Genomic DNA, 18,589 nt, shown 5'->3' with positions numbered 1-18,589 from the left:
CCCACTCCCACAGTAGGGCTTCACCGGACGACCCTCCCCGATATAAGGTGTTGAACACCACCGCGTTCGGGTAGCTCGATGCTGAAGCTGGCGTTCCTGCTGATCGGCCCCAAATCCTTCCGGTCCCGATGGCATGTCATCGCCATCGTCGGGGTTCTGCTGATCGGGCTCGGGCTGGCGCTGGCCGCCGGCATGTCGGGCATCATCGCCGCGCTGACCTACGCGGCACTGGGAGTGGCGTTCATCGCCGGCGGGCTGGTCACGCTGCTGGGCGGGCTGTCGGCCGCAGGCGGGGCCGACCGGCGCCTCGCGCTGGTCAAGGCCGGCGGAGCGATCGTCGCCGGCGTGCTGGTCCTGACCTCCCCCCTGCTGAGCGACTGGGCGCTGGCCCTGCCCTTCGCCGTCGTCTTCGCCGCCGACGGGCTGAACCGGGTCGCCGCCGCCCATGTCTTCCGCGTCCGCGGCTGGGGCCTCTTCGCGCTCTACGGAGCGGCGGAGCTGGCGCTGTCGGCGATGATCCTGGCCGGCTGGCCGCTGCCGCGGGACAGCAACACGCCGCTGTGCGTCGGGCTGTTCCTCGGTCTGTCGGGCTGGCTCCTGCTGCGGCTCGGGCTGATGCTGCGGACGCTGGAGGACGAGGCGGCGATCCTCAACCTGCCGATCTTCTCCAGCCGCGGCTGGTACGACAACGCGCCGGTGCTGGTGGGCGACGATCCGGCTCCCCGGACGCAGCATGACCGGCCGCTGGTCGTCCGGATCTGGACAGCGGTCGGCTCCGCCGCGGCGCCGGTGGACCGCCGGCCGGTTCTCGACCGTTATGTCGCCGCCATCGACCGCAACGGCGTGGTGTCGACCGGCCACAGCGCGCTGGAGCTGGCGCCCGACCTCTATATCAGCCACTACCCGGCGGTGGAGGTCGACCGGTCCAGCGTCAGCATCCTGACCGCCCTGCGGGCCGGCGCCGAAAACGACGTGGCCGGGCGCTTCCTGCCCTCCTATGCGGAGGAGGTCGCCGACTGGCAGCCCGCCGACGCCAGCGTCGAGCTGTGGCACTACGACCTGCGCCGCCTGCGGGCGTTCTGGGCGGGCTACCGCCAGGACAACACCTACAATCTCGCGAACCGCAACTGCTCGGTCGTGGTCGCCTCGGCGCTCGACGCCACGCTGGAGGGAGCGCTCGCCACCCGCTTCCCCTGGCTGAAACTGGCCGGGCTGCTGATGAACCCGGATGTCTGGATGGCGTCGCTGATCCGCAGCCGGGCGAATTCGATGAGTTGGACACCCGGCTTCGTGCTCGATTACGCGCGGGCACTGTCGCGCATCGTCGACCGGCCCAGCCTGTCCTGGACCGAACGCTTCCGCGGCTTCGTGAAACAGCTGCGATCCGGCAACGACGACATGGAAACGGCGGCATCATGACCGACAGCGCGTCCCCCCTTCCGGCCCGCGGCCTTCTGCTGTCGCGGGCGGCGGTCATCGCCACCGCGATGATGTTCGGCCTGACCTACAGCCTGAGCGCCGCCCTGATCGCGCTGGACCTGTCGCGGCGCAACCTCGACGACCTGACCATCGGCGCCAACGCGGCGATGCATGCGCTCGGCGTGCTGATGATGGCCGTGCTGCTGCCGCGCATCGTGGCGCGGGCCGGCATCCGCCGGCTGGTCGTGCTGGCGCTGGTCGGGGCCGCGGTCCTGCTGATGGCCTTTCCGGCGACGCCGGTCTGGCTGTGGTTCCCGCTGCGCATCCTGCTGGGCGCGGCATCTGAGACGCTCTTCGTCCTGTCGGAGACCTGGACCAACAGCCTGAGCACCGAATCGACCCGTGCCCGCGCGATGGCCGTCTATACCGCCGCGCTTTCGGTCGGCTTCGCGCTGGGCCCGCTGATGCTGTCGCTGCTGGGCTCGGCCACCGCCCTGCCCTATTTCGTCGGGGCGGGGGTGGCGTTGCTGGCGGCGCTGTTCGTCGCCTCGCCGGCGGTGACGGCGCCGGCCTTCGACCGGCCCTCGCGCGAAAGCCCGCTCTACTTCATCCGGCTGGCGCCGGTCGCCATCGCCGCCATCGTGCTGAACGCGGCGATCGAGACCGCCGGCCTGTCCTTCCTGGCGATCTATGCCGGCAATCTCGGCTGGTCGGACAGCGGCGCCACCAGCCTGATGTCCTGTATGATGATCGGCGCCATCCTGCTGCAACTGCCGATCGGCTGGCTGGGCGACAAGATGGACCGCCGCACGCTGGTCACCATGTTGGCGGCCGGCGCGGCGGCCGGCGCCCTGGCCTGGCCCTTCGCGCTCGCCAGCGAGATCGCCACCTACGGCCTGCTGTTCGTCTGGGGCGGCGCCTTCGTCGGCATCTACACCATCATGCTCGCCATCGTCGGCAGCCGGTTCCAGGGGGCCGACCTCGTCGGCATCTATGCGGTGATGGGGTTGATGTGGGGGGTGGGCGCGCTGCTGGGGCCGGTGCTGGCCGGGCTGGCCATGGAGCTCTCCGTCCATGGCCTCGCCTTCTTCGCGGCGGCGGCCTGCCTCGCCTTCACCGCATCGGCGGTGATGTCGCGGAAGGCGGCCGCCTGACGGCGCTTACCCTCAGTACCCCACGGTGAAGCGCTTGCGCTCGTGCGCCGGCGTCTCGATCTCGTCGACCAGGGCGACGGCGAAATCCTCGTAGGAGATCCAGCTGCGGCCGTTCGCATCCGCCAGCAGGCTGTCGTCACCCAGGCGGAACACGCCGGTGCGCTCGCCCAGCACGAATTCGGCGGAGGGGGACAGGAAAGTCCAGTTCAGCTCCGGCTCGGTCTTCAGGCGGTCGAAGAACTCGGCGCCCCGGGTGGCCTCGGCCTTGTAGATCTCGGGGAATTCCGGCAGATCGAGCACCCGGACGCCGGGGGCGACCTCCAGGCTGCCGGCGCCGCCAACCACCAGATAGCGCGGCACGCCGGCGCGCTTGACCGCGCCGATCAGTGTCCCGGCGTCGCTCATCAGGAACATGACGGCGCTGACCACCGCATCATGGCCGGCCAGCAGGAGAGCCAGCGACTCGCCGTCGTTGGCGTCGCCGGCCTCCACGGTCAGGCCGGGAGCCGCGGCGACCTTGGCCGGGTCGCGGACGATGGCGGTCACGGCATGGCCGCGGCGGAGCAGCTCGGCCTGGATGCGGCTGCCGGCGCGGCCGGCAGCGCCGATGATGGCGACGTTCATGGTGCTTTTCCCTCGGTAGGTTTCCAATGGTGACTTGATGCCGTTTCGGAAATCTGGTGTAAAGAAGGCACCTTTTCGTGACATGGTCACCCGCGCGTAACCGGCGCAAGGGGGCATTCCTGGGGGGAGTGGAAACCGATGGACGGAACCTTATTGGGGCTGGGCGGGAAAAAGCCGTCGGAGGCGGTCCAGGATCCGAACGCCTACATCTCGGCCTGCCCGACCCGGCAGGCGTTGGACCGGATCGCCGACAAATGGACGGTGCTGATCCTGGGCCTGCTGGAAGGCGGCCCGATGCGCTTCAACCGGCTACGCCGCGAGATCGAGGGCATCTCGCAGAAGATGCTGTCGCAGACGCTGAAAAGTCTGGAGCGTGACGGGCTGGTCAGCCGCAAGGTGTTCGCCACCGTGCCGGTCACGGTCGAGTATTCCATCACCCCGCTGGGCGCCACGCTGGCCCAGACGCTGGTCCCCCTGCGCATCTGGGCCGAGACCCACATCGCCCGGATGCTGGAGGCGCGCGCCGCCTATGACCGGGTGGAGGGCGACAGCCCGGCCCGGCTCGACGCCGCCTGACCGGTCCGCCGGTTCCGCGCGATCACACGTTAGCCGTCGCCCGGCGTCTCCACCGCCTCGGTCCGGCGCAGCAGGTAGTCCAGCCCGCCGACCCGGAACCAGCGATAGCCGTAGGCCTCCATCACCAGGCGATGGCGGCCTTCGGAATCGGGCTCGCTGTGGTCCTCCGACAGCAGATTGACCAGCCGGCAGGCCTCGCCGTGCCCCTCGACGTCCAGCAGGATCTCGCAGGGCTTGTCCGACAGGTTGTGCAGCACGACGACCCCGTTGTTGCGCCAGTCATAGCGCATGGCGAGCACCTCCCGCCGGCCGGTCGTCAGGATCCGGAAGTCGCCCCAGCCGATCTCCGGACATTCCTTGCGCATGCGGATGATGCGCTCGGTCCAGTTCAACAGCGATTGAGGATCGCGGCGCTGTACCGCGGCATTCACCCGCTCATAGCCGAACACACCGCCGGTGATGACCGGCATCTCCGGCTCGCCGGACTTGGTGAAGCCGCCATGCGGCTCGTCCGACCATTGCATCGGCGTGCGGGCGCAGTTGCGTTCCGGCAGCGACAGGTCGTCGCCCATGCCGATCTCGTCGCCATAGCGGATGACCGGGGTTCCCGGCAGGGTGAACATCAGGCTGTAGGCCAGCTCGATCCGCCGCCGGTCGTCGTGCAGCATCGGCGCCAGCCGCCGCCGGATGCCGCGGTCATAGAGCTGCATGGTCTTGTCGGGGCCGAAGGCGGCGAACACGGCCTGACGCTGCTCCTCCGTCAGGCGGCCGAGGTCGAGTTCATCGTGGTTGCGCAGGAAGATGCCCCACTGCGCGGTCGCCGGGCGCGGCTTCGTCGTCTCCAGCGCCTTGGCCAGCGGTTCGGTGTCGGCGGTGGCCAGCGCGTAGAACAGATGCTGGTTGACCTGGAAATTGAACATCATGTGGCAGCGGTCGCCGTCGCTGCCGAAATATTCCAGATCGTCTTCCGGCAGGATGTTGGCCTCCGCCAGCAGCACCGCGTCGCCGCGTCGCCACTGCACGAATTCGCGGAAGCTGCGCAGCATGCCGAACTGTTCCCGAGGCTCCGTCACCGCCGGCCCCTTCTCGGCGATGATGAAGGGAACCGCGTCCATGCGGAACCCGGCGACGCCCAGCTGGATCCAGAAGCCCATGATCTTCAGCAGCTCCGCCTGCACCTCCGGATGGGCGGTGTTCAGGTCGGGCTGGAATTTATAGAAGCGGTGGAAATACCAGGCCCGCGCCTCGCGGTCGTAGGTCCAGGTCGTCTTCTGCACGCCGGGAAAGACCATGCCCTGGTCGGCGTTGTCCGGCTTCTTGTCGGACCAGACATACCAGTCGCGGCATCTGCTGTCGGGATCGCTGCGCGCTTCCTGGAACCAGGGATGCCGGTCGGAGGTGTGGTTGATCACCAGATCGATGATGACCCGGATGCCGCGCTGCTCGCAGGCGTGGGTGAACTCCACGAAGTCGCCCAGCGTGCCGTAGCGCGGATCGACGTTGTAGTAGTCGGCGACGTCATAGCCGTCGTCCTGCATCGGCGACGTCTGGAACGGCCCCAGCCACAGGCAGGTCACCCCCAGCCCGTGCAGATAGTCCAGCCGCCGCAGCAGACCCTGGAAATCGCCGACGCCGTCGCCGTTGGCATCCATGAAGCTGGCAAGCGACAGGTTGTAGATCACCGCATTCTTGTACCAGAGGTCCCGGATCATGCACACCGCTCCGTCCGCCGGCCCCCGGCGGGATGCCGGGGCAACAGGGCGGAAACAGTGGCGGGACCGGATTCGTTGCGTGGTGGGCCGATCGTTCGGTCTGGAAGCGGTCCGGCAAAGTTGCAGGTCAGGCACCCGGTATCTGGCATGCAAAACTTTTTGCGATGGCATGCCAGTTTGCTTATGTTGCAGTACAGCATGACCTTGGCTTGGCCGCGGGACGTCACCGTCCGCGACATGGGCCGTTTGTCGTCATGCGCTGTTGATCCCGTCGATGCCCCTCCCTTGGCCCCTCCCTTCCGATAAGGATGACCTTGCCATGATCGAGACCCAGGCCCTTCTGTTCCTCGCGCTGACCGGCATGATCGGCCACGCCGTCTATATGGCGAGCGGCCGCGGCGGCTTCACGGTGATCCGGCCCGAGAAGGACGAGGCCGAGGAAGAGCCGGGCATCCTGTTCTCGTCCGACCGCTTCCAGCAGACGCCCAAGTCCGACAAGGCCGAGGACCGGCCGTTCTGGATCGAATGAGGAGACGGACCGGAGCCCTTCGGCCACGGTCCGTCTTCCCTCTGGCACCCTCGCACCCGGATCAAGCCCCCGCTTGACCCGTTGTGCTCGAACCGATACCCGCTGGCCTATCCGTTGGCGGTGCCGGCGGCTGCCCCGACCGGGATCCCCCGGCTCGCCTCGCCCTGCTCGGCGCGGCGGGCCAGTTCCTCGTTGCGGGCGTGGTGGCGGGCCAGCATCGGCTTCAGCACCAGGAGCGCACAGGCTGCGGCCGTCAGATCCATGGTCGCGGTGACATACAGCACGGTCGCCCAGGTGCCGGTGGCTTCCATCAGCAGGTTGCCCAGCGGCACCAGCAGGGCCGCGACACCCTTGGCGCAGTAGAGGACACCGTAGATCTTGCCGGCATGCTTGGTGCCGAAGGTGTCGGCCGAGGTGGCGCTGAACAGGCTGTACACTTCGCCCCAGGCCAGGAAGACCATGCCGCTGAGGATCAGGAACATCATCGGATCATGGCCGAAACGGCTGAGCATGATGATGCCCACACCTTCCAGCGTGAAGGCGACGAACATGGTCGCCTCACGGCCGATGTGGTCGGAGATGAAGCCGAACAGCGGGCGCGAGATGCCGTTCATCACGCGGTCCAGCATCAGGGCGAAGGGCAGAGCTGCCATGGTCAGGCCGAGGACGCTGACCGGTGCTTCCTTCACGCCCAGATCGTGGGCGATGACGCCCAGCTGGGCCACCGCCATCAGGCCGCCGGTGACGGTGCCGATGAACATCGCCCACATCACCCAGAACACCGGGGTGCGGATCGCTTCGCTCAGCGTGTAGTCGCGGCGGGTCTGCGCGACCTTGGTGGACGCCTTGACATGCTCCTTCTGCGGCATGCGCAGGAACACAGCGGCGGCGATGATGATGGCGCCCTGCAGCAGGCCGAACCAGAAGAAGGCCGTCTGATAGCCGCTGGCGTGGATCGTCGCCGAGATCGGCAGGATGGTGAGCGCCGAGCCGGCGCCGTAGCCGCCCGCCGTCAGGCCGACCGCCAGGCCGCGCTTTTCCGGGAACCACTTCAGCGCGTTGTTGACGCAGGTGGCATAGACGCAGCCGACGCCGACGCCGCCGATGGCGGAACCGACATACAGCATGCTGAGCGAGCCGGCATAGCTGTCGATGACCCAGGACAGGCCGGTGAAGAAGCCGCCGGCGGCGACGATCACGCGGGGGCCGTACTTGTCGATGAAATACCCTTCGATCGGCGTCAGCCACGTCTGCACGACGACGAAGATGGTGAAGGCCGTCTGGATCGATGCGCGCGTCCAGCCGTGAGTCGCCTGGATTTCCGGGACGAACAGCGTCCAGGCGTACTGGATGTTGGCCGCGGCCACCATGCAGACGATGCCGACGACGATCTGCGTCCAGCGGACGGCATCGGACACCGGCGCCGCCGCTGCCCCCGCCGGTTGTGAATTCATATGAGCCATCGTGCCTCCCATTGAGCTTGCCTGAGCCGGTGGCGCGACCCCTCTCCCGGGGGCCGGCGCACCAATCACGAGTGCGGACTGACCCGGACGGACCGTTCTTTTCGACGGTTCCGATCCGGAACTCGGCGCGGATGCCGACAATCGCTCGGAGTTCGATTGTCCCGATTTTGGAATGCCAGATATGTAATCTGGTATACCAAAATCGGGGACAGAAAGACCCCAACGGACGTATCGACGCCGTAGACATAAGGACAGTCCAAGTGGAACTTACGCGTCATACCTTCTTGCGGGCCCGGTCCACATCGGTTCTTGTGTTCCGTTCCCCAACCTTACCTAGATGCTGAAAAAAGAAGCCGTGCCGGTACCTGCACGGCCCCCTCGAACGAGGGTGTGCAGTCTTAGGAGATAGATAGATGCCGCCGTTTCCATAGAGGAACCGCATCGGCGACACATGATCTTTTACTCAGATTGTTTTGGAACTCAACAGTCCGTTTTGTCTTTCCGTATCATGGAAAAACACGGTTCCGTGCCTTGGAACGCAAGCAGGGAAGCCGCTTCGGCCGAAAGGCCGAGGGGAGAAAAAATGGAACTCGGGGGGGTTGAAAGCAGCGCGCGCAACCCCTGGGCACCGTGCCGCCGGGGAGTGACGCAAGGTCAGACCGGGCGGCCGACCGTCAGGAATGCAACGCGGGTATCGCCGTAGCGGCGTTCGTCGACCGCCAAAAAGCCGTCCGGCAGCGGCAGGGGATCGCGGTCGGCAACCTCAACCACGGCGAGCGCGCCGTCGGCAAGCCAGCCGGCCTTCAGCAGCCCGTCCAGCGCGCGCGGCGCCAGCCCCTGGCCATAGGGCGGGTCGAGGAAGGCAAGGGTGCAGGCCCGCGGGGCCGTCGGCGGCTTGGTCGCATCGGCGCGCAGGACCAGGGTGTTGTCCGTCTCGTGCAGGGCATCGAGGTTGGCGCGCACGGCGTCCAGCGCCGCACGCCCCATGTCGAGGAAGCCGCACCAAGCCGCACCGCGCGACAGGGCTTCCAGCCCGAGGGCGCCGGTGCCGCAGAAGGCATCGACCACCGCCGCGCCCTCGAAATCGGGAGCCCAGTCGGCATGTGCCAGGATGTTGAAGATGGCTTGCCGGGTGCGGTCGGTGGTCGGCCGGGTGTCACGCCCGGCCGGTGCGACCAGACTCCGGCCGCGGTGCCTACCGCCGACGATCCGCACGCGGGCGCTCCGTCCGTCCGCCACCGCTCCCGGCCTTCGGGCCGCCCTTCGTCGCCGGGCCGGCACCCTTGGAACCGGCGCCCTTGGAAGCCCCGGGCTTGGAACCACTGGACTTGGAACTGCCGGGCCTGTGGGTGTGCCTGGGATCGGATTTGGGGCCGGCAGGCTTGGGAGCGGCGGATTTGGCGGCCTCGGACTTGACGGCCGCGGATTTGGGGCCAGCCGGCTTGGCGTCCCTGGGGGGCGCGCTTTCGGAGCGCCGACCGTCGGGCTTGGACGCCCCGGCCTTGAAGCCGGCGGGCTTTCCTCCGCGCGAAGCGGCCTCGTCGCGGCTGTCCGGCTTGCCGGGCCGGCCGGGCTTGGTAGAGCCGGGCTTGGCAAAACCCGGCTTGTCGGATTGGGCGCCGAGCGACAGCGTGCCGCGGGACGAAGCACTGCGGCGGGCGGGCTTGGTCTCTTCGACCCGGGCGGCTTCCGCCTCGTGCCGCTTGGTGGCGGAGCGCGGCGCACGCTTCGGCGCAGTCTTGGCGTCGCTCTGCGCGTCGGCCTTGCCGGTTTGACGGCCGGCCGGGGCGGACTTGGCAGGAGCGGACTTGGCAGGGGCAGACTTGGCCGGAGCGGACTTGACCGCCGCCTCGGCACGGGCCTTGGCCCGCTGCTTGCTGCCGGATTCGGGAGCCTCGGCCCCCTCGGGCGTGCCGAAGAAGGGAGCGATCTGCTCGCGGACGACGCGCTTCGGCACCTCCTCCACCGCGCCCTCCTCCAGCTTGCCCAGCTGGAAGGGACCGTAGGCGACCCGGATCAGCCGGTTCACCTGGAGGCCGAGCGACTCCATCACCTTGCGGATCTCGCGGTTCTTGCCTTCCTTCAGGCTGACCGTCAGCCAGGCGTTGCGGCCCTGGACGCGGTCGAGCGCGGCCTCGATCGGGCCGTACTGCACGCCCTCGATGGTCGGCCCCTTTCCCAGCGCCGCCAGTTGCTTCTCGTCGACCTCGCCGAAGACGCGGACGCGGTAGCGGCGGGTCCAGCCGGTGGCCGGCAACTCGAGGAAACGGGCAAGCTCGCCGTCGTTGGTCAGCAGCAGCAGCCCCTCGGTCGTCAGGTCGAGACGGCCGATGGAGACCACGCGCGGCAGGTCGGGCGGCAGCCGGTCGAAGACGGTCTCCCGCCCCTTCTCATCGCGGGCGGTGGTGACCAGACCCGACGGCTTGTGATAGCGCCACAGGCGGGCCGGCTCCGGTTCCGGAATGACCTTGCCGTCGACCTGGACGATGTCGCCGGGCCGCACCACGCAGGCGGGGCTGTCCAGCACACGGCTGTTGACCGCGACGCGGCCCTCGGCGATCCAGCGTTCGGCGTCGCGGCGCGAGCAGAGCCCGGCGCGCGCCAGCCTTTTGGCGATGCGTTCACCGCCATCGGCGGCGGATTCGGATTTCTTGACGGTATCGGAGCGGTCCATGGCCGGGACCATAGGGCTTGGACGCGCCGCCCGCAACACGAGTCCAGCAGGAAAACGCCGGAATCCGGTTGACGCCGTCGGTGGGCGGTTGGCACCCTGCCCGGCTATGCCTTACCACCACCCCATGGCCCGCCCCATGGACCTCGCCTTCGCCGCCGCCGAGGCCGCCGCAGCGCGCGGCGAGGTGCCGGTCGGCGCAGTCATCGTCGATCCCGCCACGGGCACCGTGCTCGCCGCCGCCGGCAACCGCACCGAAGAGCTCTGCGACCCCTCCGCCCATGCCGAGCTGCTGGCGATCCGGGAGGCCTGCGCCGTCCGCGGCCAGCCCCGCCTGCCCGGCTGCGACCTCTACGTGACGCTGGAGCCCTGCGCCCTATGCGCCGCCGCGATCAGCTTCGCGCGCATCCGCCGCGTCTATTACGGCGCCTACGACCCGAAGGGCGGAGCGGTGGACCATGGCCCGCGCTTCTTCGGCCAGCCCACCTGCCACCATGTTCCGGAGGTCTACAGCGGCATCGGGGAAACGCGGGCGGGAAGGCTGCTGCGCGATTTCTTCAGGGAACGGCGGTGACCGTCCGGCCGGGTTTCAGGCCATCTGTACATCCAGCAAGCCGAAATAATAGTTCATCAGTCACGAAATTGAATTTCCCACCAATCGCCCAAAATAGAATGAATCATTTCTTGGACAATCCACGCGCACTTTTCGCATATGCACAAAGTTGCGACTTCAATACGTACATCAATGTATAGCAAGTTAAGTATTTCTTCAGCCAATATATGAGCATGTTAGCAACGTCGCTTTCAGTCACCAGGAGTTAAGGATGTTGTCGTTCCGCAAGCCGCAGGATAACCACGCGGCCGAAGAGTTGGCCCTGCTGGGCCGTCACGCGGGCGTTGGGCTGTGGGACGCGGTGATCCACAATGGCGATCCGATGCATTCGCAAAGCCGCTGGCGCTGGTCGCAGGAATTCCGCCGCCTCGCCGGCTTCGACCGCGACGACAAGACCGGATTTCCGGATCTCGTCGGCTCCTGGGCCGACCGGTTGCATCCCGATGACGCCAAGCCGACCTTCGACGCCTTCATGGCCTGCCTGAACGACCGCAGCGGCCGCACCGGCTACGACGTCAATTACCGGCTGAAGGTGAAGACCGGCAGCTATCGTTGGTTCCGCGCCATTGGCGGCGTCGCCCGCGACGCCAACGGGCTGGCCCTGCGCGCCTGCGGATCGCTGATCGACATCGATGCCGAACGCAACGAGCTGGAGCGCGCCAAGCTGCTCGACCGTCATGCCGGCGTCGGGTTGTGGGATGCCGTCTTCCACAACGCCGATCCGATGCATGCGCAAAGCCGCTGGCACTGGTCGCCGGAGTTCCGCCGCCTGGCCGGCTTCGACCGCGACGACACCGTCGGCTTTCCCAACGGCGTCAATTCTTGGGCCGACCGGCTGCATCCCGATGATGCCAAGCCGACCTTCGACGCCTTCATGGCCTGCCTGAACGACCGCAGCGGCCGCACCGGCTACGACGTCGATTACCGGCTGAAGGTGAAGACCGGCAGCTATCGTTGGTTCCGCGCCATCGGCGGCGTCGCCCGCGACGCCAACGGGCTGGCCCTGCGCGCCTGCGGATCGCTGATCGACATCGATGCTCAGAAGATGGCCGAACTGCGCCAGATGGAGATGGACGGCGAGCGCCGCCGCACCGTCGCCGACCTCGCCCAGTCGCTCGACAGCGAGGTCGGCTCCGCCGCCGACCGCGCCACCGCCAACGCGCAGACCGTCGCCGCCGCGACGGAGGAGCTGTCGGCCTCGATCTCCGACATCTCCAACCGCGCCACCGAGGCGTCCGGCGCCTCGCTGAAGGCGTCGGAGGAAGCGATGCGCACCAACGCCGCGGTGGAGGCGCTGGTCACCTCGGCCGAGCGCATCGGCGCCATCACCAAGCTGATCAACAGCATCGCGTCGCAGACCAACCTGCTGGCGCTCAACGCGACCATCGAAGCGGCACGGGCCGGCGAGGCGGGCCGCGGCTTCGCCGTGGTGGCGAACGAGGTGAAGTCGCTGGCCCAGCAGAGCGGCAGCGCCGCCGACGACATCGCAGCCCAAATCGCCTCGGTCCAGCAGGAGGCGCTGCACGCCGTCGACGCGATCCGCCGGATCGGCGCCATCGTGTCGGACGTCCAGCAGATCTCCACCACCATCGCCGCCGCGGTGTCGCAACAGGAATCGGCCACCAAGGAGATCGCGCACAGCGTCACCCGCGTGGTCCGCGACATCGAGGTGGTGTCGCAGAACATCGCCACCGCCTCGGAGCGGCTGCGGGCCTGATGCTTAAACGGAGAAGGGGCGCATCGCTGCGCCCCTTCTCCTGGGAAGAACTGGACGTTACTGCCCGACTGTCAACGCCCCACCGCCCGCCAACCGATGTCGCGGCGGCAGAAGCCGTCCGGCCAGTCGAGCGCATCCACCGCCTTGTAGGCCGCCGTCTGCGCCTCGGCCACCGTCGGGGCCAGCGCGGTGACGCCCAGCACCCGGCCGCCGACCGACAGCACCCGGCCATCCTCGGCCCGCTTGGTGCCGGCATGGAAGACGGTCACTCCGTCGACGGCGCCGGCCTTGTCGAGCCCGCGGATCTCGGTGTTCTTCGCATAGTCGCCGGGATAGCCGTTGGCCGCCATCACCACGCACAGCGCCGTCTGGTCGTGCCAGCGCAGGTCGATGCTGTCGAGCACCCCGTCGGCGGCGGCGACCAGTGCCGCCAGCGCGTCGGACTTCAGCCGCATCATCAGCGTCTGGCATTCCGGGTCGCCGAAGCGGACGTTGAATTCCAGCGTCTTCGGCACCGGGCCGTCCGGCGTCGGCATGATCATCAGGCCGGCGAACAGCACGCCCTTGAAGGGCTTGCCTTCCGCCGCCATGCCCTTGACCGTCGGCAGGATGATCTCGCGCATCACGCGGTCCTGCAGGTCGGGGGTCAGCGCCGGGGCCGGCGAATAGGCGCCCATGCCGCCGGTGTTGGGGCCGGTGTCGCCGTCGCCCACCGCCTTGTGGTCCTGGGCGGACGCCAGCGGCAGCGCGTTCTCGCCGTCGCACAGCGCGAAGAAGCTGACCTCCTCGCCGTCGAGGAACTCTTCCACCACCACTTCCGCCCCGGCGGCGCCGAAGCGGCCGCCGACCAGCGCGTCGTCGATGGCGTCACACGCTTCCTGCTCGGTTCGGGCGACGGTGACGCCCTTGCCGGCGGCCAGCCCGTCGGCCTTCACCACGATGGGGGCGCCATGCCGGCGGACATAGGCCTTGGCGGCGTCGGGATCCTTGAATCGCTCGTAGAAGGCGGTGGGCACCCCGTATTTCGCCAGGATGTCCTTCATGAAGCCCTTGGAGCCCTCCAGCTCCGCCGCGGCGGCACTGGGACCGAAGGCCTTGACGCCGAGCGCACCCAGCCGGTCGACCAGCCCCAGCACCAGCGGGCCTTCCGGGCCGACGACCACGAAGTCGATGGCATTGTCCTGGACGAAGCGCACCAGCGCATCCACGTCCTCCGACCCGATGGGGACCAGCGTGGCGACGTCGGCGATGCCGGCATTGCCCGGCGCGCAATAGAGCGCGTCGCACAGCGGCGAGTTGGAAATGGCCCAGCAGAGCGCATGCTCACGACCGCCCGATCCGACGACGAGGACTTTCATGGGGTGGCGCTCCTTCCGCCTTGTTGCGAACTGCGCGCCTTGTATCATGGCGGCGCCCCAACTCAAGAGCGCCATGACGTCCGATACCGCCCCCCAATCCTCCTCACCGCTGATCGCGCCGGAACCGCGGCCCGGCTCCAACCTGCCGGAATTCACCGTCGGCGACCTCGCCCGCCGGCTGAAGCGCAGCATCGAGGAGGAGTTCGGCTTCGTCCGCGTCCGCGGCGAGATCAGCCAGCCGAAGAAGCACAGCTCCGGCCATTGCTACATGCGCCTGAAGGACGACACCGCGGTGATCGAGGCGGTGTGCTGGCGCGGCACCATGGCGAAGCTGGCCATCCGGCCGGAAGAGGGACTGGAGGTCATCGTCACCGGGCGGATGACCACATATCCCGGCCGCTCGCAGTACCAGCTGATCGTCGAATCGATGGAGCTGGCCGGCGAAGGCGCGCTGCTGAAGATGCTGGAGGAGCGCAAGCGGCGGCTGGCGGCCGAGGGGCTGTTCGACCCGGCCCGCAAGAAGCGCATCCCCTTCCTGCCCGACGTGATCGGCGTCGTCACCTCGCCCACCGGCGCCGTCATCCGCGACATCCTGCACCGGCTGAACGACCGCTTCCCGCGCCATGTCCTGCTGTGGCCGGTCGCCGTCCAGGGCGAGCGCGCGGCGGCCGAGGTGACGGCGGCGATCGAGGGCTTCAACCGCATCCAGCCGGGCGGCCGGATTCCGCGCCCGGACCTGATCATCGTGGCGCGCGGCGGCGGCTCGCTCGAAGACCTGATGGCGTTCAACGAGGAGAATGTCGTCCGCGCCGCGGCAGGCAGCGCCATTCCGCTGATCTCCGCCGTCGGGCACGAGACCGACACCACGCTGATCGACTTCGCGTCGGACCTGCGCGCGCCCACCCCGACCGCCGCGGCCGAAATGGCGGTGCCGGTGCGCAGTGAGCTGCTGGCCCAAATCCTGGACGACGAGCGCCGGCTGATCGCCTGCGCGTCGCGCGCGGTGGAGGACCGGCGCAACCGGGTGGAGGGGCTGGCGCGCGGCCTGGGCGATCCCCGCGCCCTGCTGGAAGGCCATGCCCAGCGGCTGGACGACCGCGCCGAACGGCTGAACCTTGCAGCATCCGCCCTGGTGGAGCGCCGCGGCACCCGTGTCGGCGAGCTGGCGGCCAAGCTGCGCCACCCGCGCGAGAAGCTGGCCCAGGCCGAACAGAAGCTGGCGTCGGAGAGCCGCGCCCTCGATTCGGGCCTGCGCCATGCGGTGACCACCGCCGCCGGGCGGTTCGACCGGATCGCCGGCCGGCTGTCGCTGGCTCCTGCGCGGGTGAAGCTGGGCGATGGAGAGCGCCGACTCGCCGACCTGACGCCGCGCCTTGACCGCAGCCATGCCAAGGGCATCGCCGACAAGGCGGCGAAGCTGGCGTCGCTGGGCCAGCTGCTGGAGAGCTACAGCTACAAGGGCGTGCTGGACCGCGGCTTCGCCCTGATCGAGGACCGCGACGGCCGGCCGATCACCCGCGCCGATCAGGCGACCGCGGGGCTGGAGGTGACCATCGTCTTCGCCGACGACGCCAGGGTCGCGGCGACCGTCGATGGCGGCACACCAAAGCCGGATAAGAAGGCGGAGACGAAGAAGCCGCGGCCGATCCCGGTGCAGGGAAGCCTGTTCTGAACCGTTGCGGCGCTGCCGGCTACAAATCGGCCGATGCGGCGTTTGCCAACCCGTCGAGCCGGTCCCGCGCGAGCCGTAGCGGCACGCTCCAATCCTTCGGCGCCAACTGGCGGCACAGCGTGACGGTCGGGTACCAGGGCGTGTCCGTCCGCTCGCGCAGCCAGCGCCAATCGGCGGCGTGGGACAGCAGCGCACAGGTCGGGCGCCCCAGCGCCCCGGCCAGATGGACGGTGACGTTGTCGATGCTGACCACGAGATCGGTGGCGGCGACCGCCGCGGCCAGCCCGTCCATATCGCTCCAGGGATCGATGCCGGGCGGTGCCCCGATGTCGATGCCCTCGGCGGCCAGGGCGGCGACCTCCTGCGCCCAGTCGCCATATTGCAGGACGACGAGGCGGACGCCGGGCCGGTGGAGCGCATGCGCCAGCTCGCGCAGCGGGATATTGCGGCTGCGCCCGTATTTGGGGTTGGTCGTGTGCCACGCGATGCCGACCGCCAGCGTGCCGGGCGGAACCGCCGCGCGCAGGCCCGCGACCCTTGCGGCATCGGGCAACAGATAGGGCGCGGCGGAGCGCGGAACGCCATCGGCACCCGTCAGCAGGCGCGGCAGGCTGCCCGCCGGGATTTGCGCGGCGATCGGGGCGGCGATGTCCGGTTGCGTCAGGCGCGGGTCGGCGGGCGAGCGGCGCGCGACCACCTCCACCTCCGGCAGCGAACGGGCGAAGAGCGGGGCCAGCCGCGGCTCGCATTCCAGCAGGCAGCGCACGCCCGCCCGGACCAGCAGCGGCAGCAGGCCGGCAAACTGGATTTCGTCCCCCACCCCCTGCTCGCCCCGGACGAGCAGCCGGCCCCCGCCGAGCGGCCCGCCCGTCCAGGCCGGTTGCGGAAAACGGCCGGCGACGAAGGACCAGGGCGGCACGACCCAGCGGTCTTCCCAGGCCGTCCACCCTTCCTCGAAACGGCCCAGGCTCAGCAATGCCATGGCGCGGATCAGCCGGGAATCCCCCAGCTCGGGAACCAGCGCCAGCGCCGCCAGCGCATGGGCAAGGGCGTCTTCCGGCTGGCCGGCAAGCAGCAGGGCATCGGCGAGGTTGTTGCGGATGCCGGCATCCTCCGGACGCAGCGCCGCCGCCCGGCTCTGGCTGGTCAGAGCGGTATCCAGATCGTCCAGACCCTTCAGGACATTTGCGCGGTTGTTCCACAATTCCGCCGCCACCGGATCAACCGCGAGGCCGCATTCGTAGGCCCGGCGGGCATCCGCCAGCCCTCCGGCATCCTTGTGCAGTCTGCCGATCCCGTTCCATGCGCCGTGATGGAGCGGATCGAGGCGCAGGGCACGGCGGAGGAGCCGGCCGGCCTCGCCGCCCGGCCCACCCTGCCTGTCTGCTTGCAGGAGGCGTTCCCCCAGCAGCCGCAACGTCTCCGCGTCGCCGGGAGCCAGCAGCAGGGCGACGCGGCGCTCCGCCGCCGCCGCCGCGAAGCGTTTGTCGGCGGTCAACGCCTCGGCCAGGTTGCAGCGCAGCTCGACGGCGAGGGGTTGCAGCCCGACCGCCAGCCGGAGCGCCTGCACGGCCTCACCCGGCCGGCCCGCCTTCAAGCGCCGCGTCGCAAACTCATTGAGCTGGACGATCCGGGTAGGGTCGAGCGTGGCCGCACGCACCAAAGGGTCGAGGGCCTCGTCGGACCTGCCCAGCGCCTCCAGCAGGCCGGCGAGGTTGGTGTGGAAATCAGGCCGCGTCCCATCGCCGGCGATCGCCTGCCGGATCAGGTCGCAGCCCTCGTCCAGCCGGCCGCTCTGCCCAAGCAGGACGCCGCGCAGATGCAGCGCCATGACATGGCCGGGAACCGCGTCCAGAATCTGGCGGTAGATGGCATCGGCCTCGTCCAGGCGCCGGTCCTGGTGAAGGTCGAAGGCGATGAGCAGAGCTTCCTGAACCGTCGCCACGACCGTCTCCGTCCCTTGCCTGTCCGATGGGGCCGATCCGGAGCGTCACACCGCCCCGGCGAAGCTCCAGCGCAGGGTCTCGCCGCTGCGGAAGGGCAGCACGACGTCGCCCTCGCTGACCAGCAGCACGTCCGGCGCCACCGACGGACGGCGCTCCAGCGCCACGCGCTCCTCGCTGGCCGGCAGGCCGTAGAAACGCGGGCCGTTCAGGCTGGCGAAGGCCTCCAACCGGTCGAGCGCGCCGGCCTCGTCGAAGGCTTCGGCATAGAGCTCCAGGGCATTGGCGGCGGTGAAGCAGCCGGCGCAGCCGCAGGCGGATTCCTTGGCGGTCACGGTGTGCGGGGCGGTGTCGGTGCCGAGGAAGAACGGCCCCTCACCGGAGGTCGCGGCCCCGACCAGCGCCACGCGATGGGTCTCGCGCTTGGCGATCGGCAGGCAATAGAGGTGCGGGCGGATGCCGCCCTGGAAGATGTGGCTGCGGTTGATCAGCAGATGGTGCGCGGTGATGGTGGCGCCGATGCGCCCGCTCGCGGCATGCGCCCGCACGAACTGCACCGCGTCGGAGGTCGTCACATGCTCCAGCACCACGCGCAGGGTGGGATGGCGTTCCAGCAGCGGGGCCAGGATGCTGTCGATGAATACCGCCTCGCGGTCGAAGATGTCGACGGACTGGTCGGTCACCTCGCCATGGATCAGCAGCGGCATGCCGATCTCCGCCATGCGCTCCAGCACCGGGGTGATGCGGGCGATGTCGGTGACGCCATGGGCGCTGTTGGTGGTGGCGTTGGCGGGATAGAGCTTGGCCGCCGCAAAAATGCCGTCCTGGAAGCCCTGCGCCAGATCGGCGGCATCGGTGCCGTCGGTCAGGTAGGCGACCATCAGCGGGGTGAAGGCCACGCCGTCGGGCAGGGCCGCCAGGATGCGCTCGCGGTAGGCGACGGCGTCGGCGGATGTCGCGACCGGCGGCTTCAGGTTCGGCATGACGATGGCACGGCCGAACTGGCGGGCGGTGAAGGGCAGCACCGCCTTCAGCATGGCGCCGTCGCGCAGATGGACGTGCCAGTCGTCGGGACGGCGGATGACAAGACGGTCGTACGGCATGGCGAAAGGGTCCCGGCGCTGCTGCTCGATGGGGC

Annotated in this window: 15 protein-coding genes; 7 read left to right on the top strand and 8 right to left on the bottom strand. The window is 69.1% G+C overall.

Annotated features, from left to right (window positions below; genetic code table 11):
- Positions 1-78: 78 nt before the first annotated feature.
- Both AL072_RS08950 and AL072_RS08945 read left to right on the top strand, forming a co-directional pair.
- Positions 79-1,419 carry a protease gene (locus AL072_RS08950; protein WP_045580626.1) on the top strand — a complete coding sequence of 447 codons (1,341 nt, stop codon included), beginning with the start codon at positions 79-81 and terminating at the stop codon, positions 1,417-1,419.
- The gene (locus AL072_RS08945) at positions 1,416-2,573 is read left to right on the top strand and encodes an MFS transporter (RefSeq protein WP_045580627.1); all 1,158 of its coding nucleotides are present in this window, start codon (positions 1,416-1,418) and stop codon (positions 2,571-2,573) included. The genes AL072_RS08950 and AL072_RS08945 overlap by 4 nt, the downstream gene beginning before the upstream one ends.
- A gap of 12 nt (positions 2,574-2,585) precedes the next feature.
- Here the strand turns inward: AL072_RS08945 and AL072_RS08940 are convergent, their stop codons facing one another.
- Complete coding sequence (locus tag AL072_RS08940; protein WP_045580628.1) at positions 2,586-3,197, bottom strand: NAD(P)-dependent oxidoreductase; 612 nt, start codon at positions 3,195-3,197, stop codon at positions 2,586-2,588.
- 138 nt (positions 3,198-3,335) lie between these two features.
- On the opposite strand from AL072_RS08940, the gene AL072_RS08935 reads away from it, so the two are divergent.
- Positions 3,336-3,773, top strand: a complete 438-nt coding sequence (locus tag AL072_RS08935; RefSeq protein ID WP_045580629.1) for a winged helix-turn-helix transcriptional regulator — start codon at positions 3,336-3,338, stop codon at positions 3,771-3,773.
- A gap of 29 nt (positions 3,774-3,802) precedes the next feature.
- On the opposite strand, the gene AL072_RS08930 is transcribed toward AL072_RS08935, so the two are convergent.
- The gene (locus tag AL072_RS08930) at positions 3,803-5,485 is read right to left on the bottom strand and encodes an alpha-amylase family protein (RefSeq protein WP_045580630.1); all 1,683 of its coding nucleotides are present in this window, start codon (positions 5,483-5,485) and stop codon (positions 3,803-3,805) included.
- Positions 5,486-5,804: 319 nt separating this feature from the next.
- On the opposite strand from AL072_RS08930, the gene AL072_RS08925 reads away from it, so the two are divergent.
- A complete protein-coding gene (locus tag AL072_RS08925; protein WP_045580631.1) occupies positions 5,805-6,014 on the top strand; it encodes a hypothetical protein in 210 nt (69 codons plus the stop codon).
- A 107-nt stretch (positions 6,015-6,121) separates the two neighbouring features.
- Here the strand turns inward: AL072_RS08925 and oxlT are convergent, their stop codons facing one another.
- From oxlT to AL072_RS36250, 3 genes are all read right to left on the bottom strand, one after another.
- The gene (gene oxlT, locus AL072_RS08920) at positions 6,122-7,468 is read right to left on the bottom strand and encodes an oxalate/formate MFS antiporter (protein ID WP_045580632.1); all 1,347 of its coding nucleotides are present in this window, start codon (positions 7,466-7,468) and stop codon (positions 6,122-6,124) included.
- Positions 7,469-8,131: 663 nt separating this feature from the next.
- Positions 8,132-8,692, bottom strand: coding sequence for a 16S rRNA (guanine(966)-N(2))-methyltransferase RsmD (gene rsmD / locus AL072_RS08915; RefSeq protein ID WP_045582367.1), 561 nt, complete (start codon positions 8,690-8,692; stop codon positions 8,132-8,134).
- A complete protein-coding gene (locus tag AL072_RS36250) occupies positions 8,673-10,151 on the bottom strand; it encodes a pseudouridine synthase (RefSeq protein WP_045582368.1) in 1,479 nt (492 codons plus the stop codon). Before AL072_RS36250 ends, rsmD begins: the two co-directional genes overlap by 20 nt.
- 136 nt (positions 10,152-10,287) lie before the next feature.
- Between AL072_RS36250 and AL072_RS08905 the strand changes: the two genes are divergently transcribed.
- The gene (locus AL072_RS08905) at positions 10,288-10,722 is read left to right on the top strand and encodes a nucleoside deaminase (RefSeq protein ID WP_200909802.1); all 435 of its coding nucleotides are present in this window, start codon (positions 10,288-10,290) and stop codon (positions 10,720-10,722) included.
- Positions 10,723-10,972: 250 nt separating this feature from the next.
- Positions 10,973-12,478, top strand: a complete 1,506-nt coding sequence (locus AL072_RS08900) for a methyl-accepting chemotaxis protein (RefSeq protein WP_045580634.1) — start codon at positions 10,973-10,975, stop codon at positions 12,476-12,478.
- A gap of 71 nt (positions 12,479-12,549) precedes the next feature.
- Here the strand turns inward: AL072_RS08900 and purD are convergent, their stop codons facing one another.
- Positions 12,550-13,836, bottom strand: a complete 1,287-nt coding sequence (gene purD / locus AL072_RS08895) for a phosphoribosylamine--glycine ligase (RefSeq protein ID WP_045580635.1) — start codon at positions 13,834-13,836, stop codon at positions 12,550-12,552.
- Positions 13,837-13,909: 73 nt separating this feature from the next.
- Between purD and xseA the strand changes: the two genes are divergently transcribed.
- Positions 13,910-15,508: an exodeoxyribonuclease VII large subunit gene (xseA, locus tag AL072_RS08890; RefSeq protein ID WP_052710023.1), complete on the top strand. Its 1,599-nt coding sequence runs from the start codon at positions 13,910-13,912 to the stop codon at positions 15,506-15,508.
- A 19-nt stretch (positions 15,509-15,527) separates the two neighbouring features.
- Here xseA and AL072_RS08885 read toward each other — a convergent pair whose 3' ends face one another.
- Both AL072_RS08885 and pyrC read right to left on the bottom strand, forming a co-directional pair.
- Positions 15,528-17,453, bottom strand: a complete 1,926-nt coding sequence (locus AL072_RS08885) for a tetratricopeptide repeat protein (RefSeq protein WP_045580636.1) — start codon at positions 17,451-17,453, stop codon at positions 15,528-15,530.
- Positions 17,454-17,498: 45 nt separating this feature from the next.
- Positions 17,499-18,554: a dihydroorotase gene (gene pyrC, locus AL072_RS08880; RefSeq protein ID WP_045580637.1), complete on the bottom strand. Its 1,056-nt coding sequence runs from the start codon at positions 18,552-18,554 to the stop codon at positions 17,499-17,501.
- Positions 18,555-18,589: the final 35 nt, after the last annotated feature.

Origin of the sequence: Azospirillum thiophilum (assembly GCF_001305595.1) — a bacterium.
Lineage (GTDB): Bacteria > Pseudomonadota > Alphaproteobacteria > Azospirillales > Azospirillaceae > Azospirillum > Azospirillum thiophilum.
Note: the sequence above shows the minus strand (reverse complement) of the source record. Positions and strands in the feature narration are given on the sequence as shown.